Source organism: Amycolatopsis sp. NPDC051106 (assembly GCF_040682775.1).
Lineage (GTDB): Bacteria > Actinomycetota > Actinomycetes > Mycobacteriales > Pseudonocardiaceae > Amycolatopsis.
Genome location: NZ_JBFBBQ010000064.1, coordinates 23,910 through 48,171, shown reverse-complemented (window position 1 = coordinate 48,171; position 24,262 = coordinate 23,910). Strand labels below are relative to the sequence as shown.

Below are 24,262 nucleotides of genomic sequence, written 5' to 3'. Positions count from 1 at the left end.
CCCCAATGTGGCCTTGGGTGCGTTCAACGCACCGAAGGCCGCCTTGGGTGCGTTCAACGCACCGAAGGCCACATTGGGGCGTTTTCGCGGGCACGTAGGCTGGTCGGGTGCTCGCCGTAGTTCCGCCCCCAGTCACCGTCCGGGTCCCGGCCAAGGTCAACCTGCACCTCGCGGTCGGCGACCTGCGCGAAGACGGTTACCACGACCTCGTGACCGTGTTCCAGGCCCTGTCGCTGACCGACGAGGTGACCGTCGCGGTCACCGAGGAGCCGGGGCTGGAGCTCTACGGCGAGGGCGAGGGCTCGGTGCCCGCCGACCACACCAACCTGGCCTGGCGCGCGGTCGAAGCGCTTTCCGCGCACGTCGGCCGCACCGGAGAGCCGAACGTCCGGGTGGTGCTGCGCAAGGGCATCCCGGCCGCGGGCGGCATGGCCGGCGGCAGCGCCGACGCGGCGGCGACCCTGGTCGGGCTGGCGAGCCTCTGGAACCTCGACGTCACGCGCGACGAGCTGGCCGAAATCGCCGCCGGGCTGGGCAGCGACGTCCCGTTCGCGCTCTACGGCGGCACCGCGCTGGGCACCGGGCGGGGCGAGCAGCTCGTCCCGGTGCTGTCGCGGCACACCTTCCACTGGGTGCTGGCCTTCGACTCCGAAGGGCTGTCGACGCCGAAGGTGTTCAAGGAGCTGGACCGCCTCCGCGCCGGCGGCAAGTCGCCGCGGATCGGCTCGCACACCCCGGTCGTCGAGGCGCTGGCTTCGGGCGACCCGCGTCAGCTGGCGCTGTTGCTGGGCAACGACCTCCAGGCGGCGGCGGTTTCGCTGCGGCCCGGGTTGCGCCGGACGCTGCGGGCCGGCGTCAACGCGGGCGCGCTCGCCGGCACGGTTTCCGGCTCCGGCCCGACGTGCGCCTTCCTCTGCGAGGACGCGCAGTCGGCGGTCGAGGTCGCCGCGGAGCTGTCGGGCGCGGGGGTGTGCCGCACGGTCCGCGTGGCGCACGGCCCGGTTCCCGGCGCCCGCGTGGTCGGCGGGGACGACGCGCCCCGCCCGGCCCCGCCGCGGGTGCACGCCTGACTCTCCACTGTGGATGGTCGGATACCACTTCTTCTTCTCTCGGAAAGGATCGGCTGAGCGCATGGCCAACCTGGTCAACCTGGAAGCGGTGAGCAAGTCCTACGGGGTGCGCCCGCTCCTGGACGGTGTGTCGCTCGGCGTCGCGGCCGGGCAGCGCATCGGCGTCGTCGGCCTCAACGGCGGGGGCAAGACCACCCTCCTGGAAGTCCTTTCCGGACTCGCCGAGCCGGATTCCGGGCGGGTGAGCCACGTCGGCGGCCTGCGGATGGCCGTGGTCACCCAGCGGACCGAGCTCCCGGACGGCAGCACGGTCGGCGAAGTCGTGCTCGAACGCTACGGCGCCGAGCACGAATGGGCCGCCGACGTGCGCGTCCGGTCCATTGTGGATGGCTTGGGCATCACCGCGATCGGGCTCGAAACGCCCACCGCGAACCTGTCCGGCGGGGAGCGGCGGCGGGTTTCGCTGGCGGCCGCGCTGACCGGCGAGCTCGACCTCGTCGTGCTCGACGAACCGACCAACCACCTGGACGTCGAAGGTGTCCAGTGGCTCGCCGACCACCTGCTGACCCGGCGGATCGCGGTCGTGGTCGTCACCCACGACCGGTGGTTCCTCGACACCGTCGCGAGTGTGACCTGGGAGGTCGCCAACGGCCGCGTCGAGAGTTACGAAGGTGGTTACGCCGACTGGATCTTCGCGCGCGCCGAGCGGGCGCGGCTGGCGGCGACGGCCGAGGAGAAGCGGCAGAACCTGGCCCGCAAGGAGCTGGCGTGGCTGCGCCGCGGCCCGCAGGCGCGCTCGTCGAAGCCGCGCTACCGCATCGACGCGGCCGAGGCGCTGATCGCGGACGTGCCGCCGCCGCGCGACTCCGTCGAGCTGATGGCGTTCGCGAAGCGGCGCCTGGGCAAGACCGTGCTGGAGCTGGAAGACACGACGTACCAGGTCGGCGACCGGACGCTGCTCGACCACGTCACCTGGCGGGTCGGGCCGGGCGACCGGATCGGCCTGGTCGGGGTCAACGGCTCCGGCAAGACGTCGCTGCTGAAGCTGCTGGGCGGTGACGTCGAAGGGTCGACCGGGCGCCGGATCGAGGGCAAGACGGTCGCGCTCGCGCACCTGCGCCAGGAGCTCGACGACCTGCCCGCCGACCTGCGCGTGCTGCAGGCGATCGAGCAGGTGGCCGGGCGCGTGGTGTTCGGCAAGCAGGAGATGACGGCGTCGCAGCTGGGCGAGAAGCTCGGCTTCCCGCAGGCGCGCCAGTGGACCCCGGTCGGCGACCTCTCCGGCGGCGAGCGGCGCCGGCTGCAGCTGTGCCGGCTGCTGATGGCCGAGCCGAACGTGCTGCTGCTCGACGAGCCGACGAACGACCTGGACATCGACACGCTGCAGCAGCTGGAGGACCTCCTCGACGGCTGGCCGGGCACGATGGTCGTCGTCTCGCACGACCGCTACCTGGTCGAACGCGTCTGCGACACGATCGTCGCCCTCTTCGGCGACGGCCGCATCACCCACCTGCCGGGCGGCATCGAGGAGTACCTGAACCGCCGTGCCCTCGCCAAGGAACCGGCGGCCGCGGTGGCCCCGACGGCGGCGAAGGCCGAGGCGAAGAAGTCGGCGGCGGATCTCCGGGCGGCGCAGAAGGAACTGGGCCGGCTGGAGCGCAAACTGGACCAGCTGCACGCGAAGGAGGAGAAGCTCCACGCGTCCCTCCTGGAGGCGGCGACCGACCCGGCGAAGCTGATGGAGCTCAACTCGCAGCTGAAGGGCGTGCAGGGCGAGATCCAGGACGTCGAGGGCCGCTGGCTGGAGACGTCCGAACTGCTGGAGTGACACGGCTGCCAGTAATGTCTACCTCATGAGCAGGTTCGTGGACACGCTCGTCGCCACCGCGGCGGGGCGGGGTCAGCAGCGTGGCATGGTCACCGGGGAGCCCAAGGAGCCGGTCCGGCGGACCTGGGCCGAAGTGCACCAGGAAGCCCGGCGGATCGCCGGTGGGCTCGTCGCCGGCGGGTTCCGGCGGGGCACGGCGGTCGGGGTGCTGGCCGCGGCACCGGCGCTGATCGCGCCGACCGTGCAGGCCGTCTGGCTGGCCGGGGGCAGCGTCACCATGCTGCACCAGCCCACTCCGCGCACCGACCTCGCCGAGTGGGCCGAGGACACCGTGCGGGTGCTCGGGATGATCGGCTCGGACCTGGTGCTGCTGGGCGAGCCGTTCGACCAGCTGGCGCCGGTGCTGGAGCAGAAGGGCATCGGCTTCAAGCTGATCACCGAGCTCGCCGGAGCCGAGCCCCTGGACGACGTCGTCGTCACCGACGAGGGCGAGACCGCGCTCCTGCAGCTGACGAGCGGCTCCACCGCCGACCCCAAGGCCGTGCGGATCACCTACGGGAACCTGTACTCCAACGTCAAGGCCATGGTCGACCGCGCGGAGTTCGACTTCGACACCGACGTGATGGTGTCCTGGCTGCCGACGTTCCACGACATGGGCATGGTCGGCTTCCTGACCGTGCCGATGACCTTCGGTGTCGAGCTCGTCAAGATCACGCCGGTCGAATTCCTTTCGGGGCCGTTGATCTGGCCCGAGCTGATCACCAAGTACGGCGGCACGACGACGGCGGCCCCGAACTTCGCCTACGCGATCGTCGGACGCCGGATGGCGCGCGTCGACTCCGGCGACGCCTACGACCTCTCGAAGCTGCGGATCGCCCTGAACGGCGCCGAGCCCATCGACGAAACCGCCGTCCAGACCTTTGTGGACGCCGGTGCCCGGTTCAAGATGCCGGCGGAATGCGTTTTCCCGGCCTACGGCATGGCGGAGGCGACGCTCGCGGTGTCGTTCGCGCCGCTGTTCACCGGGCTCACCCTCGACGTCGTCGAGGCCGACGCGCTGGAGGCGGACAACCGCGCGGTGCCGGTCCCCGAGGGCGACCCGCGGCGCGGCACCGACAGCGTCCGGTCGTTCGCGCTGCTCGGCCGTCCGCTCGACGGGCTCGAGGCGGAGATCGTCAACGACGCGGGCGAGCGCGTCGGCGAGCGTGAGGTCGGCGAGATCCGGTTGCGCGGCGAGGCCGTGACGCCGGGCTACCTGACCATGGAGGGCCCGGTCGCCACCCAGGACGACGCGGGGTGGCTGAACACCGGCGACCTCGGGTACCTGGTGGACGGCCAGATCGTCATCTGCGGCCGCCGCAAGGACGTCATCATCATGGGCGGCCGCAACCTGTACCCGACGGACATCGAGCGCGCGGCGACGTCGGTCGAAGGTGTGCGGGCGGGCAACGCGGTGGCGGTGCGGCTGGACGCGGGCAGCCGTCGTGAACGCTTCGCGGTGGTCGTCGAGTCGAAGCTGGCGGGCGACGCCGAGGCCGAGAAGAACCTGATGAAGCAGGTCTCGGCGCGGGTGCGCGACGCGGTGGACATGCGGCCGTACGCGGTGGTCGTGCTGCCGGCGGGGAGCCTGCCGAAGACCCCGTCGGGCAAGGTCAAGCGCGCGGCGACGGCGCAGCAGTTCGCGGACAAGATCAAGAAGAACGCCGACGCCTAGCTGTGATGTTCAGGGACGTTGTCCCGAGTTGAGGTGACCAGCGGCGGCCTGTCGTGCTGACAGGTGAAGGCCTCCGGATGTGAAGTGGAGCTGTCGAGGAACCACATCACGCCTCCGGAGGCCTTCGTGTCCCACCCTAACGCCACCCTCACCCCACGCACCCGGCTGCGGCTGGCCCGTCTGATCGTCGAGCAGGGCTGGACCTGCGCAGCGGCGGCGAAGATGTTCATGGTCGCGGCCAAGACCGCCCGCAAATGGGCCGACCGCTACCGCACCGAAGGCCCGGCCGGCATGGCTGACCGCAGCTGCCGCCCGCACCACAGCCCGACCCGCACCCCGGCCCCGACGGTGCGGCAGATCGTGGCGTTGCGGTGGCGCAAGCGACTGGGCCCGGTCCAGATCGGCGGCCGGCTCGGCCTGCCCGCCTCGACCGTGCACGCGGTCCTGGTGCGCTGCCGGATCAACCGCCTGTCCCGCATCGACCGGGTCACCGGCGAACCGCTGCGCCGCTACGAACACGACCACCCCGGCTCGCTGATCCACGTCGATGTCACCAAGTTCGGCAACATCCCCGACGGCGGCGGCTGGCGCTACGTCGGCAAACAGCAAGGCGACAAGAACAAATCAGCCACCTCGCGACGCACCGGAATCTGGAGCACCGACCGACACGCCCGCACCGGCACCGCCTACGTGCACACCGTCCTCGACGACCACTCCCGCCTCGCCTACGCCGAAATCCACGCCGACGAGAAAGCCGACACCGCCCTCGGTGTCCTCCGTCGAGCCGCCGCCTGGTTCGCCGACCACGGCGTCACCGTCGAACGCGTGCTCTCCGACAACGGCGCCTGCTACCGCTCCTCAGCCTGGCGTGACACCTGCACCGAGCTGGGCATCACCCCGAAACGGACCCGGCCTTACCGGCCGCAGACCAACGGCAAGATCGAACGGTTCCACCGCACTCTGGCCGAGGGCTGGGCCTACGCCCGCTTCTACCCGTCCGAGGCTCTGCGGCGGGCGGCGTTACCGGGGTGGCTGCACTTCTACAATCACCACCGACCCCACTCATCCACCGGAGGCAAGCCACCCGTCACCCGGCTGACCAACCTCCCTGGACATCACACCTAGCGCCCCAATGTGGCCTTCGGTGCGTCAGACGCACCGAAGGCCACATTGGGTGCGTGAGACGCAACCAAGGCCACATTGGGGCGCTAGGAGCTAGCGCTGTTGGACGCGGGTGGCGCGGATCGTCGGCGGGGTGGCGCGTTCGGCCGTGGCTTCCGCCGGCGTGCGGGCGCCCGGGAGGTCCGGGGCGTGGCCGGTGCGGGTGGCGAGCTGGTCCTCCACCGCGTCGAGGAAGTCGTCCACCTCGCGCTCGTCGTAGCCGCGCTTGCCGATCAGCGGCTTCGCGAAGATCACGTGGTGCACTTCGGCGGCGGTCAGGTCGTCCTCCTCGGCGAACGTCTTGGCGATGCGCCGGACGAACTCGTCGACCTCGTGCTTGGCGTAGCCACGGCGGCCGATCGGGGCGTTACCGAAGGTGACCTCGGCGAGGTCTTCGGCGGTGAACGACATGCAACTCTCCGATTCGGGGTTGGGCGGTGCGAACTGCCGTACACCGTCCTAACCCGCGGACGGGCTCCCCGGAAGGGGTGGACCTCGAAGCTCACCCCGACGGGCGGCCGCCATCCGCCTGTGAGTGAGCCGGGACTACGCAGCGCTGTGTGGCCGGCCTCACACTCGTCAGCCTCGGCCGAACCACTTCCGCGGCCCCTGCGGGCGCTGCTCGTCGACCACCACCGGCCGCGGGTTGCGCAGCTCGATGAGCGCCGCCTCGGCCTCGTCCAGGAACAGGTCGACCTGAGCCTGGTCGTAGCTGCGCATGCCGACCGGCATGATCGTGAACTCGACGTAGTGGATGTCGTCGGCGGTCAGGATGTTCCGGCCGGCCAGCGCCTCGGCGATCAGGTCGAGGAAGGCGTCGACCTCGTCCTCGTTGTAGCCGCGCCGGCCGAAGCGGGGTTTGCCGAACGCGATCGCCCGGACTTCGTCAGGGGTCATGGGCTCACCTTGCCACTGTTGTCAGCCGGCATGGAAGGCGTTTTGCGCGGCCGCGAGACCCGTGCCGACCAGTGCTTCGGTCGCGTCCGCGCACCTGTCCACCTCGAACGGGAGCTCCTTGCGCTCCACCGTCGAGAAGTCTTTCAGCACGAAGTCCGCGGGGTCCTGGCGGCCGGGCGGGCGGCCGATGCCGAACCGGACCCGGTAGTAGTCGCGGGTGCCGAGCGACTTCGTGATCGAGCGGAGTCCGTTGTGGCCGTTGTCGCCGCCGCCGAACTTGAGCTTCAGCGCGCCGAAGTCGACGTCCAGCTCGTCGTGCACCACGACCACGCCGGTCGGCGGCACCTTGTAGAACCGCGCCGCGCCGACCACCGGGCCGCCGGAGAGGTTCATGTACGTGCGCGGCTTCACGAGCACGACGCGGCGGCCGGCCAACCGGCCTTCGAGCACCTCGCCGCCGCTCTTGTGCGTCTTGAACTTGCCGCCGACCCGGGCGGCGAGCTCGTCCAGCACCATGAAACCGACGTTGTGCCGGTTTCCGGCGTACTGGGGTCCGGGATTGCCGAGGCCGGCGAGCAGGATCAGCTCGCCGGCCCCGGGCAGGTCTTCGGTCATGCGGAAAGATTATTCGGCGGATTCGGCCGACTCGCCGCCCGCTTCGGTGGCGGCGTCTTCGTCGTCGGCCTCTTCACGCTGCGGCTCGTTGACGGCGACGACCAGCGACTCCGGGTCGGTGACCAGGGTGGCGCCCTGCGGCAGCTCGACCTGGCTGGCGAGCACCTGGGAGCCGATCTCGAGGCCCTCGATGGAGACCTCGAACTGCTCCGGGATGTGCAGCGCCTCGACCTCGACCTGCAGGGTGTCGACGTCCTGGTTGACCAGACCGCCGGGGCCGGGGTTGCCGGTGACGACGACGGGGACGTCGACGACGATCTTCTCGCCGCGCTTCACGACCAGCAGGTCGACGTGCTCGATGTAGTTCTTGAGCGGGTGCACGACGATGGTCTTCGTCAGCGCGAGCTCGTCGGAGCCCTCGATGGCGAGGGTGATGACGGCGTTGGAGCCGTTCTCACGGACGACGCGGGCGAACTCGATGGCCGGCAGCGCGAAGTGCCGCGGGTCCGAGCCGTGGCCGTACAGCACGGCGGGGATCTTGCCGGCGCGACGCGTGCGGCGCGCGGCGCCCTTGCCGAACTCGGTGCGCGGCTCGACGGACAGACGTACCTCGGACACGGTGTGGCACTCCTTCAAATCACGAACATGGTGCGGGAGACAGCATGCTGCGGCGGGGGATGCGGGCGTTGTTCTGTTCAGGCGGTTGCGTTCGGCGGCGAGTTTCCGGGCGTGCACGACAGCCGGGGGCTACTCCGAGCCGCCGCGTCGATCACGCCGGGCACCCAGAAGGGCCCCGCCTCGCCGAGACAACCTCAAGAGTGTAAACCAACCTCATCACGGTGGGTTGCGGCGGGGGCCCGGGCCAGGCTAGAACCCTCCTGAACCCCGGTGCGTGACGACACAAATCCGGTGGCGCGACTTCACCGGCCGAGGTGTGCTCGGACGCGGCGGCAGAGCAGGGGGCGGAAGATGCGGGCTCGACGGGGCATGGCGGCGGCGGTGCTGCTGCTGGGCGGAGTGCTGGCGGGCTGCCAGGCGGCGATCCCGGGCACCGCCGGGGTCTCGGCCGCCGGCCAGCAGACGGCCGACCGGCGCGCCGAGCAGCGTGCCGCGGTCGACGCCGCCCTCACCGCGCTGGGCCAGACGCCCGCGCTCTCCCTGAAGTCGGCGACCAAGGGGGCCGAACAGCAGTTCCGGGTCACCCGCGGTGGCAACGCGTTCGGCGGGCTGCCGCTCGAAGGCCGCGTCGTCCAGGTGACCTCGGTCGCGGGCCAGTTCTACCTGCAGGCCGACGCCGACTACTGGAAGGCGCACGCCATCGACGAGGGCACGCAGTTCGGCACCAGCTGGGTGCGTTCGCTCGGCTCCGAGCTGCCCTTCGACCCCGCCGCCAAGTTCGCCCCGCAGGCGCTGGCCGACGGGCTGCGCAAGGCGCTGACCGGCCTCGACCGGCTGGGCGACCCGGTCAAGGCGAAGCTCCCGGACGGCACCGAGGTCTACCAGCTCGGCGCCGCGCCCAGCGTCCTGCGCGTCACCACGGCCAAGCCGAACCGGGTCGTCAGCTTCGCCCCGGCGCTGCTCGACCCGCAGGCCGGCCCGAAGTTCGGCGGCGAGTTCCGCGTCGACCCGATCGCCGGCGACGCGCTGAAGACGTTCCACACCGACCTGGACAACGCCGTCGGCGCGCTGGGCCAGCCGTTCGAAGGCCTGGTCCAGGCCAGCGCCGTCGTCACGAACGACACCCTCGACTGCAAGGACTTCGTCGGCTCCTGCACGACGACCGTCGACGTCTCCACCAGCGTGGTCGGCTCGCCGGCCGCGGGCGGCAAGAGCGTCGTGCACATCAACCTCTCGGTCGAGGTCAGCGCCGACTCGCTCGGCGCGCAGACCTGCACGACGGCGGCCGACGCCGAGCCGTACGCGACGGTGAAGATGTCCTGCACGGTCAAGTTCAAGCTGCCGAACCGCACCGCCAGCTACCAGGTGCTGTCCAAGCCGAACGCGACGGCGGAGGTGCGCGCGGCGCTCGACGCCAACGCCGTGAAGCAGAAGGTCGCCGCCGAGTTCGCGAGCCTGGGCGGCTGAGCTGGACACCTACCCGGGAGTGCGTTGCTTCCGTTGAAGTAGGTGATCTTCCGTTCCTAGCATCGGCTGCGTACAGCCGATTCGAACGGGAGAAATGACATGGCCAAGCTGGTGGTTTTCGGGGGGACCGGGTACGCCGGGGGCAAGATCGGCGCCGAGGCGCTGCGGCGCGGGCACGAGGTCGTCGGCGTCGCGCGGAACCCCGGTGCGGCGCCCGACGGCGTCGACGAGCGGCAGGGCTCGCTCCACGACGAGGAGTTCGTGGCGGGACTGGCGAAGGACGCCGACGTCTTCGTGGTCGCCACCCCGGCGCGCGCGATCGACGGCGAGAAGCTCATCGACGCCGTGCCGTCGCTCGCCCGGATCGCGCGCGAGAACGGCGTCCGGCTGTCGTTCGTCGGTGGCGCGGCGAGCCTGCTCGTCGCCGAGGGCGGCCCGCGGCTGTTCGACACCCCGGAGTTCCCGGCCGAGTACAAGGAAGAGGCCGGCAACCACGCCGAGGTGCTCGGCCTGCTGCGCGAACAGCCCGAGGACCTCGACTGGTTCTACGTCAGCCCCGCCGCCGAGTTCGGGGCCTGGACCCCCGGCGAGCGCAAGGGCGAGTTCCGGATCGGCGGCGACGTCCTGCTGACCGACGAGAACGGCAAGTCGCACATCGGCGGCGACGACTTCGCGACCGCGTACGTCGACGAGATCGAGCAGCCGAAGCACCGCCGCGCGCGCTTCACAGTCGCTTATTAACGGCTTTCGGGGGTCCGGGTGGCGGAGCCCCCGGCCCGAGGCGAAGCCTCGGTTGGGCACTGAAGTTCCTTCAGCACCGGCGCGAAGGTCTCGAAAAACGGCTCGAAGACCGTGATGTACGAGAAGCCGTAGCGCTCGCGCCGGGTTTCCAGCTGTCCGGCGATCTCCTCGACCGTGCCCAGCAGCAGCTGGGGCGCGTCGAGGAGTTCCCGGGCGTCCGGCACGGCGCTGCGCTCGGTCAGCTCGTGCCAGGCCTCCGCCGCGGCCTGCCGGTCGTCGGTGACCTCGACGTGCTGGACCAGCATGTTGTACTCGGGGTCGCGGCCGGTCCGGGCACGGAAGAACGCGACGCGTTCGTCCATCGCCTCGGCGTTGTCGAGCTTGAAGGTGCCCGGCGGCTTCCCGGGCTGCTGCCTCAAGCCCCCGAAGCCGACGATATCGGCGTGCTCGGCGGCCAGCTCCAGGACGCCGTCGCTGTTGCCCGCGATGAGCAGCCGCGGGTGGTCGATGCCTTCGTCCTCGAAGTGTTTCCGCAGGTAGCCGAGGCTGTCGCGGAGGTAGCCGATCCGCTCGGACGCCTTGTGCCACGGCAGGCCGGCGTTGTCGAACTCGGCCTTCATGTGCCCGGCGCCGAGGCCGAGGTCGAGGCGCCCGTCGAGCAGCGCGGCCGTCGAAGAGGCTTCGCGGGCGAAGAGCGCGAGGTTGTAGAAGGGCACGTTGGAGACGAGGGTGCCGAGCCGCGGCCGTTCGGTGACGGCGGCGGCCATGGCGAGCACGGGGAACGGCGCGAACCGCCTGGTGCCGAGGTGGTCGGGCACGGTGATGGCGTCGTAGCCGAGCTCCTCGGCCCGGCGGCACTTGGCTATCCACGCGTCCCGGCTGCCGATTTCACGGAAGCTGACGCCGAACTTGAAGTTCCCCATGCCCGGCACGCTAGCGCCGGAAACGTCCGCCGGGCGCGGAGTTCGCGCCCGGCGGACGGGATCAGGCGTTGCCGTCGAAGAGCGAAGTCACCGAGCCGTCTTCGAAGACCTGCTGGATGGCCTCGGCGAGCATCGGAGCGATCGACAGGACCGTCAGCCCCTCGAACCGCTTCTCCTCGGGGATCGGCAGCGAGTTCGTCACGATCACCTCGCGCGCTTTGCACTGCGAAAGCCGCTCGGTCGCCGGGTCCGACAGGATGCCGTGGGTGGTCGCGATGACGACGTCCGCCGCGCCCTCGTCGATCAGGGCCTCGGTGGCCTTCACGATCGTGCCGCCGGTGTCGATCATGTCGTCGATCAGGACGCAGAGCTTGCCCTCGACCTTGCCGACCACGCGGTTGGCCACGGCCTGGTTCGGCTTGTCCGGGTCGCGGGTCTTGTGGATGAACGCGATCGGCCGGTCGCCCAGCGTCTGCGCCCACTTCTCGGCCAGGCGCACGCGGCCCGAGTCCGGCGAGACGACGGTGATGTCGGCGTTGCCGTAGGTCTTCTTGATGTGCTCGGCCAGCACGGTCTGCGCCATCAGGTGGTCGACCGGGCCGTCGAAGAAGCCCTGGATCTGCGCGGTGTGCAGGTCGACCGTCATGATCCGGTCGGCGCCCGCGGTCTTGAACAGGTCCGCGACCAGCCGCGCCGAGATCGGCTCGCGGCCCTTGTGCTTCTTGTCCTGGCGCGCGTACGGGTAGAACGGCATCACCACGGTGATCCGCTTCGCGCTCGCCCGCTTGAGCGCGTCCACCATGATCAGCTGCTCCATCACGTACTCGTTGATGGGCGTGGTGTGCGCCTGGATGACGAAGGCGTCGGTGCCGCGGACGGACTCCTCGAACCGGACGAACAGCTCGCCGTTGGCGAACGTGTGCGCCGTCTGCGGGGTGATCGTCACGTTGAGGTGCTCGGCGACCTCTTCGGCGAGCTCCCGGTGCGCCCGTCCGGAGAAGAGCATCAAGTTCTTCTTCGGTGTGCCTGACTTCGGACTCATGCTGGCGACTCCCCGTCGGTTCCTGCTGCTGGCTCGGCGTCGAGGGCGGCCTGGGCCGCCTCCGCCGCGGGCGTACCCGGCCGGCGACGGATCGCCCAGCCTTCGATGTTCCGCTGCGGCGGCGCCGACACCGCGAGTGTGCCCGGCGGGACGTCTTCGCGGATCACGGCACCCGCCCCACTGTAAGCGCCGTCACCGATGTGCACCGGGGCGACGAAGGTGTTGTCCGCGCCCAACCGGACATGCGACCCGATAACGGTCTTGTGCTTGTGGACACCGTCGTAGTTCACGAACACGCTCGAGCAGCCGATGTTGCTGTTCTCGCCGATCGTGGCGTCGCCGACGTAGGTCAGGTGCGGCACCTTCGTGCCGGCGCCGATGTCGGCGGCCTTCGTCTCGACGAACGCGCCGAGCTTGCCCTTCTCGCCCAGCTTGGTGCCCGGCCGCAGGTAGGTGAACGGGCCGACGTTCACGCGGTCGCCCAGCTCGGAATCGGAGCCGTGCACCCGCACCACCGAGGCACCCGTGCCGACCTTGACGTTCGTCAGCGTGCTGTCCGGGCCGACCGTGCTGCCCTCGCCGACCGAAGTGCTGCCCTTGAGCTGGACGCCGGGCTCGATGACGACGTCCCGCGCCAGGGTCACACCGGCGTCGATCCAGGTCGACGCGGGGTCGACGACCGTGACGCCCTCGCGCTGCCAGCGCTGCACGATCCGGCGGTTGAGCTCGGCGCCGAGCACCGACAGCTGGACGCGGTCGTTGACGCCCTCGGTCAGCCACGGGTCGTCGACGACGAGCGCGCCGACGCGCAGGCCGTCGCCGTTCGCGATGCCCAGGACGTCGGTGAGGTAGAGCTCGCCCTGCGCGTTGTCGGTCGACAGCCGCGAAAGGCCGTCGCGCAGCACAGCGGCGTCGAAGGCGTACACGCCGGAGTTGATCTCGGTGATCTCCGCCTGCTCCGGGGTCGCGTCCTTGTGCTCGACGATCCCGGTGACCTTGCCGGCGTCGTCGCGCGTGATGCGGCCGTAGCCGGTCGGGTCGTCGACGACCGAGGTGAGCACGGTGACCGCGTTCTTCGCCTCGGTGTGCTCGTCGAGCAGCGCGCCCAGGGTCGCGGTGTCGAGCAGCGGGACGTCGCCGTAGCTGACGAGCACGGTGCCGGTGAGGTCGGCGGGCAGCGTCGCGAGCGCGCACGACACGGCGTGGCCGGTGCCCTTCTGCTGGTCCTGCACCGCGGTGCCGACCGGGCGGCCGAGGGCGTCCCCGACCCGCGCGAGGTGCTCGCCGACCAGTTCGCGGCCGTGGCCGACGACCACGACGAGGTGCTCGGGGTCCAGGCCGGCGGCGGCCCGGACGGCGTGCTCGACGAGGGGCCGCCCGGCGATCGGGTGCAGTACCTTGGGCGTCGAGGAACGCATGCGGGTGCCCTCACCCGCGGCGAGGATCAACGTGCTCAGCGGGCCGGTCAACGGCGCTCCCAACGATGGCTCCGGTCGCCACTTTCCCTATGAAAGTGTTCCGGAGACGCCCCCTCCGGAACACTTTCATAGGGAAAGTGGCGCTTTGGTCGGGGACCGATCCTAACTGGGCTCTTCGGGCTCCCACGCGGGGTCGGTGGGAAGGCCTTCGCCCGACCACGCGGCGGCCGGGTCGGCGGCCATCGAGTTGGCCGACGCCACCTGGTTGCCGCCCCCGCGTTTGGCCTGGTACATGGCCGCGTCCGCGCGGGCGAGGACCTGCTCGCCGCGCTCCTGCGGCCGCAGCGAAACGAGCCCGATGGACAGCGTGACACCGTGGGAAAGGTGGTTCGGCAGGCCCGCGACGGACTTCACGGCGCGGCCGAGCGCCATCTTCGCCGCGGACGCCGGCGTGCCCGGGAGCAGCACGATGAACTCGTCGCCGCCGTAGCGCGCCACGAGGTCGTCGCCGCGCAGCGCGTCACGCAGCGTGCTCGCGACGACACGCAGCACGTTGTCGCCTTCGGCGTGGGACGCCTTGTCGTTGACGCCCTTGAAACCGTCGAGGTCGACCAGCGCGACCGCGAGGGGCTGCGCGTCGGCCGACGACGCGAGCTGGCGCAGCTTCTCGTCCAGCGCGCGCCGGTTCGGCAGGCCGGTGAGCGGGTCCTGAAGGGCCTGCTGGGTGATCGCGCCGTGCTCGGCGGAGAGCCGTTCGTGTTCGCGACGCGCGTTCAGCGTGGCGATCTGCGACTCGCGCAGGCTCCACATCTCGGACTCGAGCCGGGTCGCGTAGTCGATCAGCGACTGGCTGGCGCCGGAGGCGTAGTCCGGGCTGGTGTCCAGCCGGGCCAGCTCGCGGGCGATGTTCAGCCGCATCGACGGCTGGGAGGTGTCGTTCAGCGCTTCGCGGGCCTGCCGCAGCACGTCGAGGGCCTCTTCGCGGCGGTCCGCCTTGTCCAGGCAGCGGGCCAGCGCGATAGCCACGATCTCGGTGTCGCCCGGGAAGCCGGTGCCTTCGTGCAGCTGCCGGAGCCGGTCGATCTGGTCGGCGCTCGGGTTGTGCAGCGCCTGCGCCGAGGCGAGGACGCCGACCTGGTCGACGGCCGCGACGCCCGACCGGCGCGGGAACAGCGACTCGGTGAACGGGCCTTCGGCGGCCGTGGCCATGGAGGCGGCGGTGCGGAACTTCTCGGCGCTCTCGTCGTACTCGTCGATGCGCTCCAGCCGCAGGCCCCAGCCGAGCAGCATCTTGACCCGGTTCATCAGCTGCAGCGTGATCTCGTGCGGGCTCGCGCTCTCGCGGATCGCGGAGGCGGCGCGGCCGATGACCTCTTCGGCGGCTTCGTACACGCCGAGCTGGTTCAGCACGATCCAGCAGTCGTTCAGCGCCGACCACAGCATCCGGTTCCACTGGCGGATGCCGACCTGCCGGTTCGGGATCGCGGAGTCGTCGAGGATGGCCAGCGCGCGGGCGATCTCGGTGAGCGCGGGATCCTCCTGCGCGGCGATCACCAGCCGGCGGCCGCGTAGCGCGTGCGCGTCGGCCCGCAGCAGCGCGAGGCCGTGCCGGCGGGTGTGCGCGAGCATCTCGTCGAGCCGCGGCTCGGCCTCCGCGGCCAGGCCCTTGGTGATCAGGCGGGCGATCGCGGACGCGCGCAGCAGCTGCGCGATCATCGTCGGCTCGCCGCGCCGCTGGGTCTCGTCGAGCAGCTCGTCCATCAGCTCGACGATCTGGAGCTGCTGGGTGTAGTCCTGCCGCTGGACGGCGGCGATCAGCTCCCGCGCTCGCCCGACGAGCCAGGCATCGGACATTTCGGCCAGCGCGGGACGCCTGGCCGCTACCGGGTCGGTCGCCTCGTCGGTCAGCGCCAACCTCCCGGTGTCGTGGGTTCGGGTCCTCTGAGCTGCTCCGCCGCCAGGATTCGAACCTGAACTGTCAGAACCAAAATCTGAAGTGCTGCCGATTACACTACGGCGGATCGATCCTGGTCAGGATAGCGACGATCGGGTGTCGTCCGCGCGCGGGATGCGTTTAGCACGCGTCCGCCGGGTACCCCTGCCGGAAGTAGCGGTGTGAGGTCCAGGTACTCCCCAGTCGCCGGAACCTCCTGTACCGTAACTTACGGCATCGTAGGTTAGGGCACCCTACGTAATAGGGTGCCCGCATAGGGAGAAGTGAAGCGTATGACGGCCACGCTCGACCGTACTCAGTCCGCAGGGGAGCCTTCGGCTCCCAAGGGGCCCAAACCTGTCACCGAAGGCACCCGCGGAATCGGCGTGCAGCTTTCGGTTTACTTCGGCGTGATCGCGCCGTTGGTGGCACTGCTGGTCGCAGTGCCGTTCGCCTGGGGCTGGGGACTGAGCTGGGTTGACGTGGGCATCTTCGTGGTGTTCTACGCGATCAGCGGGCTCGGCATCACCGTGTCGTACCACCGCTACTTCACGCACGGCTCGTTCAAGGCCAAGCAGTGGCTGCGCGTGGTCATGGCCATCGCCGGCAGCATCGCGCTGCAGGGACCGGTCATCACCTGGGTCGCCGACCACCGTCGCCACCACGCGTTCTCCGACCGCGACGGCGACCCGCACTCGCCGTGGGCGTTCGGCACCTCGCCGTGGGCCATCGCCAAGGGCTTCTGGCACGCGCACATGGGCTGGCTGTTCGAGCGCGACCAGACCAACGCCGAGCGCTTCGCGCCGGACCTGGTGAAGGACCCGGCGATCAAGAAGGTCGACGACCTGTTCTGGCTCTGGGCACTGGTCAGCCTGACGCTGCCGGCGCTGCTGGGCGGGCTGATCTCGTGGTCGCTGTGGGGCGCGGTCACCGCGTTTTTCTGGGCCGGGCTGGTGCGCATCTGCGTGCTGCACCACGTGACGTGGTCGGTCAACTCGATCTGCCACATGATCGGCGAGCGCCCGTTCGCCGCCCGCGACAAGTCGGCGAACTTCTGGCCGCTGGCGATTTTCAGCTTCGGCGAGTCCTGGCACAACCTGCACCACGCGGACCCGACGTCGGCCCGCCACGGTGTGAAGCGCGGCCAGATCGACATCTCCGCGCGGCTGATCTGGATCTTCGAAAAGTTCGGCTGGGTGCACGACGTGCGCTGGCCGACGCCGCAGCGATTGGCCCGAATCGCCACGGAGAAGAGCTGAGCAAGTAGGCTTCCCCGGGTGGCGGGGAGAAGACGTTCGAAGCGTGAGCAGGTCACCGGGGCGCGTCCGGTCGCCCCGGTGACGCGCGTCCGGATGACCGGTACCGAACGGCGTCAGCAATTGCTGAACGTGGCGCGGGCGCTGTTCGCCGAAAAGGGTTTCGACGGCACGTCGATCGAGGAGATCGCGCACCGCGCCAACGTGTCGAAACCCGTGGTGTACGAACACTTCGGCGGCAAAGAGGGCATCTACGCGGTGGTCGTCGACCGCGAAACGCAGTCGCTGCTGGATCGCATGGTGTCCACGTTGCACGGTGGCCACCCCCGCGTGATGCTGGAGCAGGCGGCGATCGCGTTGCTGTCGTACGTCGAGGATTCCCACGACGGCTTCCGCATCCTGGTCCGCGATTCCCCGGTCGCGAGTTCGACGGGCACGTTCTCGACGGTGCTGAACGACATCGCGAGCCAGGTGGAACACATCCTGGCCCAGCAGTTCGCGGCCCGCGGCTACGACGAGAAACTGGCGGCGCTGTACGCGCAGGCTTTGGTGGGGATGGTCGCGCTAACCGGCCAATGGTGGCTGGATGCGCGCAAGCCTAAGCGTGACGAGGTGGCGGCGCATTTGGTGAACTTGGCTTGGAACGGGCTGTCGCACTTGGAGGACAAGCCGAAGCTGCGACTGCGGTGAGTCTGTTTCCGCGGTCACCTCGAGTGACGTCGGGGAAACGGCATGGTCCGCTCTTCGGGCAAGCCGGGCTTCAACGCTTGGAGAGCGATCTTGCCGAGCAGACTGGTGAGCGCGGCCTCGAACTCCAATGAGTTGTCGGATTCACCGGAGACCGCGTGGGTGAGCTCGTGAAGCAGCGTCGCGCAGTAGGCGGCCGGGCTGGACAGCTGGCTGCGATGAATCACGATCCGGTTCTCGTCCGGCTCCCACAGGCCCAGGGTCGACTCCCCGGTCACGTCGAGGCGCATGGTCTCCGAGATCACGACGTGGTGCACGCCGGCTCGGCGCAGGTCGATCCCCGCGAGACGGGCGACGTCATCGGTCAGTGCGTAGACGGAGTTTTCGTGCGGTGACAGCTCGGCCGTGTTCACCAGTGAGAAGACGAAGCTTTCATTCCATGCTTCGCGGTATCCCTTCAAGTCGAGCAAAGGCTTGCCGGCGAAGTCGGTCTGCTGGTTCAGCTTCGCCGACACCTCCCCGGACACGGTCACCAGTCGGTAGCCCTCTTGCTCGGCGTAACGGAGTTGCGGAGTACCTTCCTGCAGTTCCGACGGCGTCACGAACACGACTTTCTGGTGGGTGGCCAGAACCGTGCACGCGTGCACGGTGATCTCGCGCCAGCTCAACTCGTCGTGCATCCGGCCGGTGGCGAACTCGGCGAGGTCGTCGGCCAAGGGCGAAGCGACGTGGGCCGAGTGGCATTGCTTGAGAATCGCTTTGACTCGATCGGTGTATGCGGATCGGCCGACGTTGCTGCGCTCGCGGTTGAGGGCGCGCCGCAGCGGCGCGTTGATATCGGTGATGTTGTAGGAGAACAGGAAGTTCGGTTCTTCCGCGACGAGGAGTCCCTTCACGTAGATCCGGCCGGGAGCGGTGACTTCGGCTCGTTTCAGTACTTGTCCGACTGAGGTGCTCTCGAGCACGTCGTCCCCGCTGTAGTGCAGAAAGAATTTCCGGGCGGCTGCCACATCGTGGTCGGTGACGCCGCGCAGCACGACGTCGGTGCCGGAGAGGCCGGGGTTGGTCGCCGGACGGATGACTGCGTGCAGAGTACGCACGTCTGCGAACGATTCCTTCGCTCGCTGCCTGGTGGTGATGTCGCCGTGCCTGCTGCGTATCACCACGTCGATGTCGTGACGATCGAACACGGCCAAGGCATCCTTGAGGCCCATGCCGAATTGACCGATCACCGCATCGGAGTGCCGCTTCTCGTCGTTCTCCTTCTGCGTGAGGTGCTCGTAACGCAGTCCTCGGCCGAAGTCTGCCACGTGCCACGCGCCTGCGGGATCCTTGGTGATCACCGGTTCGACGGTCTTGGTGAGCGCATGCTCATCGAGGGCGTTGGCGATGATCTCACGGATCGCGAAGGCGACCGGCCAATGTTCCAGCACTCGCTCGATGTTCAGGTCAAAAAACTGTTCGGAGCCGTCGGTCGGCGTATCCATGTCGTCTCCACCCTGCGCGGCGGCGCGGAACTCGTGACTTCGGGACGGGTCAAGAATTCGTGTCGGGTGGATTCTGCCCGACGAGCCGCCTGGTCGGCCCGGCATCGGCCTATCGGAGGGGCGACCTGCCACTCGTCATCGCAGCTGACCCGTTTCGCGCAGGTGGTCGAAGATGATCTTGTCCACTGCTGATACCCGGTCGCGGTCTGAGTATCCGAGCCACGCGATCTCTTCGATCTCGCTGCTCGCTTTCAGCGTTCCGGTGTACTCGGCCGTGAAGCACGTCATCCGCACTACGACGCCCGACTCCTTGCCATCCGCTTGCGCTTCGAAGGTCCCCGCCGGCGCGATGGTCGGCTCGGCGATCGTCACCGTCAGCTCTTCGCGAACCTCGCGGACCAGCGTCTCGGCATCCGTCTCGCCCGGCTCGCGTTTGCCGCCCGGCAGGTAGTAGACGTCCTTGCCGCGGGAGCGCGTGCTGAGGATCCGGCCGTCCACCACGTGGATCCACGCGATCTTGTCGATCATGTCCCGATCCTAGGCACTAAACTGGGGTGCATGGGGAACAGCAGGGAAGTAGTGGTGACAGGCGGCGGCACGGGCATCGGGTACGCCGTCGCGGCGGCGTTCGCCGAAGCGGGCGACCGGGTCACGATCACCGGGCGCCGCCAGCAGGTGCTCACCGAAGCCGCGACGCTCCTGGGTGCGCGGCCCGTCGTGTTCGATGCCGCCGATGCAGCCGCGGTCGAAGTCGCACTCGAGGAGTTGCCGGACCGTGTCGACGTGCTCGTCAACAACGCCGGGGGCAATACCGACTTCATCGAGGGCGATGGCGACGACGAGGGGCTGGCCGGCTTCGCGGCCGCGTTCGAGCGCAACCTCCGGTCCAATGTGGTCAGTGCGGCGCTGGTGACGCACGCGCTGCGCGACCGCTTCGCCGACGACGCGCGGATCGTCACCATCGGTTCGATCGCCGCCCGGACCGGCGCCGGTTCGTACGGGGCCGCGAAGGCCGCTGTCGAGGCGTGGAACATCAGCGTGGCGCAGGAGTTCGGGGCGCGCGGGATCACGGCGAACGTCGTCGCGCCCGGACTGATCGGCGAAACGGAGTTCTTCCACGGCAAGCTTTCGGACCGCCGTCGGGAATGGCTGATCGGCAACACGATGAACAAGCGACCGGGCACGCCGGAAGATGTCGCCGCCGTCGTGACGTTCTTGGCGAGCCCCGCCGCCGGGCACGTCACCGGACAGGTGGTGCACGTCAACGGCGGGGCTCACCTGGGGAGATAGGGAACGTTGGATGCCGGTCCCCGAGCGCCAGGTCGGCGATGGCGCTCGGGGACCGGCGCGGTGCTGCCGCGGGAACGCTTTCTTCGGACCGCGTCCAACACTCGTCGGGGGCGGGCGAAACTCCTGGTACGAACCATGTTCCGCGATCCGCCACCCCGGCGGAAGTGTCCACGGCACCCGGCGGCCGTGCTTTTCTCATGTTTCAGGCGGGCGTGACCTTCAGCAGCTTGTCGTCCGTCCCGTCCGAAGTCGTCACGTACAGCGCGCCGTCCGGGCCGCTGCGCACCGCGCGCAACCGGCCGAACTTGTCGTCGAACTCCGGGGGGAGCGTGACGTCCAGGACCTTGCCCGCCGCGTCCAAGTGGTACAGCAGGAGTTTCTGGCCCTTCAGGGCCACCACGACCAGCGCGCCGTCGTTCGGGCCCCACTGCGAGCCCGTCAGGAACGCGTCGCCGCTGATCGCCTCGGTGATCCGGCCGGAGGTCCACAGTGGACTCACCGCGTCCGGGAACCGCTTGAGGTCGGTCATCGGCACGCTCTCGTCGTAGCTCGAGTCCGTGCCGCCCTTCGACGGGTCCCAGCCGTAGTTCGCGCCCGGCTTCAGCAGGTTGACCTCGTCGTCGAAGGTGGGCCCGTGCTCGGCCGTGATCACCTGGCCGCTGCCCGGCCGGATCGCCACGCCCTGGACGTTGCGGTGGCCGAACGTGTAGATCAGCCGTTCCTTCGCGTTCGACGAGGTGATGAACGGGTTGTCCGGCAACGGGTTCCCGGTCTTCGCGTCCAGCCGCAGCACCTTGCCGCCCAGCGAATGGCGGTCCTGCGCGATCGACGCGCGCGCCGTGTCGCCGGTGCCGACCAGGAGCGCGCCGTCCGGGGCGAACGTCGGCCGGCAGCCGGAGTGCCGGCCGCTCGGGTTCACCGGCAGCCCGGTGAGCAGGTCCTTGACCTTCGAGGCGCTCGCGCCGTCCTCGGCCAGCTTCCACGTGACCAGCCGGATGTCGACGGCCTTGCCGCCCTCCTGGTGGTCCTGGCAGGTGATGAACTCGCGGCTGGTCGCGAAGTCCGGGCTGACGACCATGCCGAGCAGCCCGCCCTCGCCCTGCACGAGGACGTCGGAGAAGTCGGCCCGGACGTCGGTGGCCTGCCCGCCGCGGACCAGCGCGAGCTTGCCGGGCCGCTGCGGCACGAGGATGCCGCCGTCGGGCAGGAAGCCGATGTCCCAGCCGTGCTCCAGCCCGGCGGTCACCGTCTCGACCTTGAACTTCCCGGTCGACGCCGCAGGCGTGGCCGCGGGCGGGACGCTCTGGATGGGCGCGCTCGACGCCCCCGAGCAGCCCGCGACCAGCAGGGATACCGCACCGATGAGACCCAGCACACACCGCATACGGCCCATCCTGCCATCAAGCGGTGAAATCACCGTTCGCCGCCGCCTCCTTCAGGAACTCCAGGTCGGCCGAGCCGGGGAAGGAGTGCCCGGCGCCGGGCACCAGGTCCACCACGGCGCCCGCCGCTTCGAGCCGCCGCTTGGTCGTCGCGGAGTCGACCATGGCGTCCTCCGAGCCGGCGACGGCGTACACCGGCATGGTCAGCCGCCCCAGCGCCGCGTCGCCGAAGACCGGGAACGGGCCGGTGCGGTACCGGTAGTTCGCCGACACGAGCAGCTGGTGCTCCACGATCGGCGACGTCTCCGGCTCGCCCACGGTGCCGGCCACCGACTTCCGCCGTCCCCGCTCCCCGAGCAGGGACAGGAACACGGCCTTGACGACGAACCCCTTCTTCATCGGGCCGAGGCCGATCGGGCAGCGCAGCGCCAGCGCGGCGACGCGCTCGGGCCGCCGGGTCGCGTAGTCGAGCGCTAGCCAGCCGCCGAACGACGACGTCAGGAAGGCCGCCCGCGAGACGCCGAAGTGGTCCAGCACGGCGTCCAGCCAGCGCGCGTACCGGTCGCTGCCGAGCGGCGGCCGCGTCTCGGCGCTCATCCCCGGTTCGCCGATGACGTCGACCGCGTACACCCGGAACCGTTCGATCAGCGCCGGGATCCGGGGCGCCCACTCCGCCGAAGTGCTGCCGGAGCCGTGGAGCAGTACCAGCGGCGGCGCGCTTTCCGGGCCGGAGACCAGGACGAACGTCTCGCCTTCGGGAGTCGGCACGCGCACTTCGTCGCGCGGGACGGGCCAGCTCTTCAGTGCCTCGAGATAGCGCTCACGCAGAAGGCGAGCTCCGGCTTCGGACTTGTATATCGGCATGCAAAGTACTCTATCCTTCCGTATCAAGTGGATAAATAGGGAGTGATCACGATCCAGGACGTACCAGTCCGGACTCATAGGCGAAGACCACCGCGTGCACCCGGTCGCGCAGCCGCAGCTTGCCGAGGATCCGCCCGACGTGGGTCTTCACCGTCGTCTCGCCGATGTAGAGCTTCGCCGCGATCTCGCCGTTGGAGTGCCCGCGCGCGATGAGCCCGAGCACGTCCTTCTCGCGCTCGGTCAGCACGTCGAGCTTCGCGACGTCGACCGGATCGCGGTCGTCGGCGAGGTAGCGGTCGAGCAGGCGCCGCGTCACCGACGGCGAAACCATCGAGTCGCCGCGCAGGACGCCGCGGATCGCCACGAGCATCTCTTCCGACGGCGCGTCCTTCACCAGGAACCCGCTGGCACCCGCGCGCAAGGCGGCGTACGCGTACTCGTCGAGGTCGAACGTCGTGATGATCAGGACGCGCACGTCCGGCAGCTCGGCGCAGATCCGCCCGGTCGCCGTGACGCCGTCGAGCACCGGCATCCGGACGTCCATCAGCACCAGGTCCGGCCGCAGCTCCCGGGCCTTCGCGACGGCCTCCTCGCCGTTCGCGGCCTCGGCCACGACGACGAGGTCGTCCTGGCTTTCGACGATCATCCGCAGCCCGACGCGCACCAGCTCCTGGTCGTCGCAGAGCAGCACCCGCGTGGTCACGACCCGACCACCAGGCTCGCGCGCACCCGGTAGCCGCCGTCCGGCAGCGGCCCGGCCGTCAGCTCCCCGTGGTACATCTCGACGCGCTGGCGCATCCCGGCCAGCCCGTGCCCGGACGAGGGCAACGCCGGCGCCGGCGCGGGCAGGGCCCGGCCGCCGGTGTTCGTCACCTCGATCCGGACCTCCGCCGGTTCGAACGCGACTTCGACGCGGCCGGTCGCGTCGGCCGGGGCGTGCTTGATCATGTTGGTCAGGGCCTCCTGGACGATCCGGTACGCCTGCAGCGCGGCGCTCGCGGACAGGCCACCGGGGTCGCCGGTGACTTCGAGCGCGACGGCGCGCCCGCACTGCTCGACCAGCTCGCGCAGCTCGCCGGCGCTCGGCTGGGGACTGCGCGCCGCCTGGCCGGCGTGCAGGACCTCGAGGAGCCGCCGCAGCTCGGCGAGCGCGTCCCGGCCGGTGCGGCCGATCGTGTCGAGCGTGCGGTCGACGGCCTCGGGGTCGCGGTGGCGGGCGAGCTTCGCGCCCTCGGCGTTCAGCACGATGACGCTCATGCTGTGCGCGAGGACGTCGTGGAGCTCGCGCGCGATGCGGGTGCGTTCCTCCGCGACGGCCGCGCGTGACTGGGCGTCGGCGCGCTTCTCCTCCTCCGCGGTGAGCTGTTCCTGCTTGCGGAAGAACTCCCCGAGCGCCCACGCCGCGATGTGCAGCGGCAAGACGCCGATGATCAGGAACGTCGGGTTCGGGGCGTAGCCACCCCAGACGGCGACCCACTGGATGTCGAGCGTGACGACGGCGACGGCGATCAGCGCGGCGAACCGGCGGTCTCCCAGCTTCACCAGGGTGAACAGCACCACCGCCATGGCCAGCTCGGTCCGGCCGCGGTCGTACGCCCAGATCTCGTCGAGGTACACCACCGCCGCCCCGGCGATGATCAGCACCGCGACGGTCCGCGGGAACCGGCGGCGGACCAGCAGCGGGAGCAGGAACAGCAGCGAAAGCGCCCGGACGCCCCACGAGCCGCTGTCGTTCAAGTTCGGGCCCAGCACCAGGAACACGGCGTACAGCGGCAGGTCCACCGTCCACCGGTGCCTGCGCACCCACACCACCAGTCGTTCCACGCCCCGAACGTAATGCCGGGACCTGGTCCGGGTCGTCATCCCTTC

General features: G+C 70.0%; 23 protein-coding genes and 1 tRNA gene. 9 read left to right on the top strand and 15 right to left on the bottom strand.

Annotated features, from left to right (window positions below; genetic code table 11):
- Window positions 1–107 precede the first annotated feature (107 nt).
- The 4 genes from AB0M83_RS34975 to AB0M83_RS34960 all read left to right on the top strand — a co-directional run bounded on the left by AB0M83_RS34975 (window position 108) and on the right by AB0M83_RS34960 (window position 5,737).
- Window positions 108–1,070: a 4-(cytidine 5'-diphospho)-2-C-methyl-D-erythritol kinase gene (locus AB0M83_RS34975; RefSeq protein ID WP_364523688.1), complete on the top strand. Its 963-nt coding sequence runs from the start codon at window positions 108–110 to the stop codon at window positions 1,068–1,070.
- Window positions 1,071–1,131: 61 nt separating this feature from the next.
- The gene (locus AB0M83_RS34970; RefSeq protein ID WP_364523686.1) at window positions 1,132–2,898 is read left to right on the top strand and encodes an ABC-F family ATP-binding cassette domain-containing protein; all 1,767 of its coding nucleotides are present in this window, start codon (window positions 1,132–1,134) and stop codon (window positions 2,896–2,898) included.
- 25 nt (window positions 2,899–2,923) lie between these two features.
- Window positions 2,924–4,612, top strand: coding sequence for a fatty acyl-AMP ligase (locus AB0M83_RS34965; RefSeq protein ID WP_364523684.1), 1,689 nt, complete (start codon window positions 2,924–2,926; stop codon window positions 4,610–4,612).
- A 126-nt stretch (window positions 4,613–4,738) separates the two neighbouring features.
- Window positions 4,739–5,737: an IS481 family transposase gene (locus tag AB0M83_RS34960; RefSeq protein ID WP_364523682.1), complete on the top strand. Its 999-nt coding sequence runs from the start codon at window positions 4,739–4,741 to the stop codon at window positions 5,735–5,737.
- A gap of 90 nt (window positions 5,738–5,827) precedes the next feature.
- Here AB0M83_RS34960 and AB0M83_RS34955 read toward each other — a convergent pair whose 3' ends face one another.
- The 4 genes from AB0M83_RS34955 to AB0M83_RS34940 form a co-directional block, all read right to left on the bottom strand.
- Window positions 5,828–6,184 carry a DivIVA domain-containing protein gene (locus tag AB0M83_RS34955; RefSeq protein WP_364523680.1) on the bottom strand — a complete coding sequence of 119 codons (357 nt, stop codon included), beginning with the start codon at window positions 6,182–6,184 and terminating at the stop codon, window positions 5,828–5,830.
- Between the two features lie 168 nt (window positions 6,185–6,352).
- Window positions 6,353–6,670, bottom strand: a complete 318-nt coding sequence (locus tag AB0M83_RS34950) for a DivIVA domain-containing protein (RefSeq protein WP_364523678.1) — start codon at window positions 6,668–6,670, stop codon at window positions 6,353–6,355.
- Window positions 6,671–6,691: 21 nt separating this feature from the next.
- Entirely contained in the window at window positions 6,692–7,285 is a 594-nt protein-coding gene (gene pth / locus AB0M83_RS34945) for an aminoacyl-tRNA hydrolase (protein WP_364523676.1), read from the bottom strand.
- A gap of 9 nt (window positions 7,286–7,294) precedes the next feature.
- Window positions 7,295–7,903: a 50S ribosomal protein L25/general stress protein Ctc gene (locus tag AB0M83_RS34940; RefSeq protein ID WP_364523674.1), complete on the bottom strand. Its 609-nt coding sequence runs from the start codon at window positions 7,901–7,903 to the stop codon at window positions 7,295–7,297.
- 351 nt (window positions 7,904–8,254) lie between these two features.
- On the opposite strand from AB0M83_RS34940, the gene AB0M83_RS34935 reads away from it, so the two are divergent.
- Both AB0M83_RS34935 and AB0M83_RS34930 read left to right on the top strand, forming a co-directional pair.
- Window positions 8,255–9,370 carry a hypothetical protein gene (locus AB0M83_RS34935; RefSeq protein WP_364523672.1) on the top strand — a complete coding sequence of 372 codons (1,116 nt, stop codon included), beginning with the start codon at window positions 8,255–8,257 and terminating at the stop codon, window positions 9,368–9,370.
- A 99-nt stretch (window positions 9,371–9,469) separates the two neighbouring features.
- On the top strand, window positions 9,470–10,111 hold the full coding sequence (locus AB0M83_RS34930; RefSeq protein WP_364523670.1) for an NAD(P)H-binding protein: 642 nt from the start codon (window positions 9,470–9,472) through the stop codon (window positions 10,109–10,111).
- On the opposite strand, the gene AB0M83_RS34925 is transcribed toward AB0M83_RS34930, so the two are convergent.
- The 5 genes from AB0M83_RS34925 to AB0M83_RS34905 all read right to left on the bottom strand — a co-directional run bounded on the left by AB0M83_RS34925 (window position 10,108) and on the right by AB0M83_RS34905 (window position 15,515).
- A complete protein-coding gene (locus AB0M83_RS34925; protein WP_364523668.1) occupies window positions 10,108–11,034 on the bottom strand; it encodes a TIGR03621 family F420-dependent LLM class oxidoreductase in 927 nt (308 codons plus the stop codon). The genes AB0M83_RS34930 and AB0M83_RS34925 overlap by 4 nt on opposite strands.
- A gap of 61 nt (window positions 11,035–11,095) precedes the next feature.
- Window positions 11,096–12,076, bottom strand: a complete 981-nt coding sequence (locus tag AB0M83_RS34920; RefSeq protein WP_364523666.1) for a ribose-phosphate diphosphokinase — start codon at window positions 12,074–12,076, stop codon at window positions 11,096–11,098.
- A complete protein-coding gene (gene glmU / locus AB0M83_RS34915; protein ID WP_364523664.1) occupies window positions 12,073–13,545 on the bottom strand; it encodes a bifunctional UDP-N-acetylglucosamine diphosphorylase/glucosamine-1-phosphate N-acetyltransferase GlmU in 1,473 nt (490 codons plus the stop codon). Before glmU ends, AB0M83_RS34920 begins: the two co-directional genes overlap by 4 nt.
- A 111-nt stretch (window positions 13,546–13,656) precedes the next feature.
- Window positions 13,657–15,408, bottom strand: a complete 1,752-nt coding sequence (locus AB0M83_RS34910) for a GGDEF domain-containing protein (protein ID WP_364523662.1) — start codon at window positions 15,406–15,408, stop codon at window positions 13,657–13,659.
- Window positions 15,409–15,443: 35 nt separating this feature from the next.
- A tRNA-Gln gene (locus tag AB0M83_RS34905) sits at window positions 15,444–15,515 on the bottom strand.
- 205 nt (window positions 15,516–15,720) lie between these two features.
- On the opposite strand from AB0M83_RS34905, the gene AB0M83_RS34900 reads away from it, so the two are divergent.
- Both AB0M83_RS34900 and AB0M83_RS34895 read left to right on the top strand, forming a co-directional pair.
- Window positions 15,721–16,686 (top strand): acyl-CoA desaturase, encoded by a 966-nt coding sequence (locus AB0M83_RS34900; protein WP_364523660.1) that lies wholly within the window; start codon window positions 15,721–15,723, stop codon window positions 16,684–16,686.
- Window positions 16,687–16,779: 93 nt separating this feature from the next.
- Entirely contained in the window at window positions 16,780–17,373 is a 594-nt protein-coding gene (locus AB0M83_RS34895) for a TetR/AcrR family transcriptional regulator (RefSeq protein ID WP_364523698.1), read from the top strand.
- Between the two features lie 14 nt (window positions 17,374–17,387).
- Here the strand turns inward: AB0M83_RS34895 and AB0M83_RS34890 are convergent, their stop codons facing one another.
- Both AB0M83_RS34890 and AB0M83_RS34885 read right to left on the bottom strand, forming a co-directional pair.
- The gene (locus AB0M83_RS34890) at window positions 17,388–18,857 is read right to left on the bottom strand and encodes a hypothetical protein (protein ID WP_364523658.1); all 1,470 of its coding nucleotides are present in this window, start codon (window positions 18,855–18,857) and stop codon (window positions 17,388–17,390) included.
- A gap of 135 nt (window positions 18,858–18,992) precedes the next feature.
- Window positions 18,993–19,385, bottom strand: coding sequence for an NUDIX domain-containing protein (locus AB0M83_RS34885; protein WP_364523656.1), 393 nt, complete (start codon window positions 19,383–19,385; stop codon window positions 18,993–18,995).
- Between the two features lie 30 nt (window positions 19,386–19,415).
- Here AB0M83_RS34885 and AB0M83_RS34880 point away from each other — a divergent pair, with 30 nt between their 5' ends.
- The gene (locus AB0M83_RS34880; RefSeq protein ID WP_364523654.1) at window positions 19,416–20,147 is read left to right on the top strand and encodes an SDR family oxidoreductase; all 732 of its coding nucleotides are present in this window, start codon (window positions 19,416–19,418) and stop codon (window positions 20,145–20,147) included.
- Between the two features lie 202 nt (window positions 20,148–20,349).
- On the opposite strand, the gene AB0M83_RS34875 is transcribed toward AB0M83_RS34880, so the two are convergent.
- From AB0M83_RS34875 to AB0M83_RS34860, 4 genes are read right to left on the bottom strand one after another with little or no spacing between them, the layout of a single operon-like run.
- A complete protein-coding gene (locus tag AB0M83_RS34875; RefSeq protein WP_364523652.1) occupies window positions 20,350–21,531 on the bottom strand; it encodes a PQQ-dependent sugar dehydrogenase in 1,182 nt (393 codons plus the stop codon).
- A 16-nt stretch (window positions 21,532–21,547) separates the two neighbouring features.
- Complete coding sequence (locus AB0M83_RS34870) at window positions 21,548–22,393, bottom strand: alpha/beta hydrolase (protein ID WP_364523650.1); 846 nt, start codon at window positions 22,391–22,393, stop codon at window positions 21,548–21,550.
- Window positions 22,394–22,439: 46 nt separating this feature from the next.
- Window positions 22,440–23,096, bottom strand: coding sequence for a response regulator transcription factor (locus AB0M83_RS34865; RefSeq protein WP_364523648.1), 657 nt, complete (start codon window positions 23,094–23,096; stop codon window positions 22,440–22,442).
- Complete coding sequence (locus tag AB0M83_RS34860; RefSeq protein WP_364523646.1) at window positions 23,093–24,217, bottom strand: histidine kinase; 1,125 nt, start codon at window positions 24,215–24,217, stop codon at window positions 23,093–23,095. The genes AB0M83_RS34865 and AB0M83_RS34860 overlap by 4 nt, the downstream gene beginning before the upstream one ends.
- Window positions 24,218–24,262 lie beyond the last annotated feature (45 nt).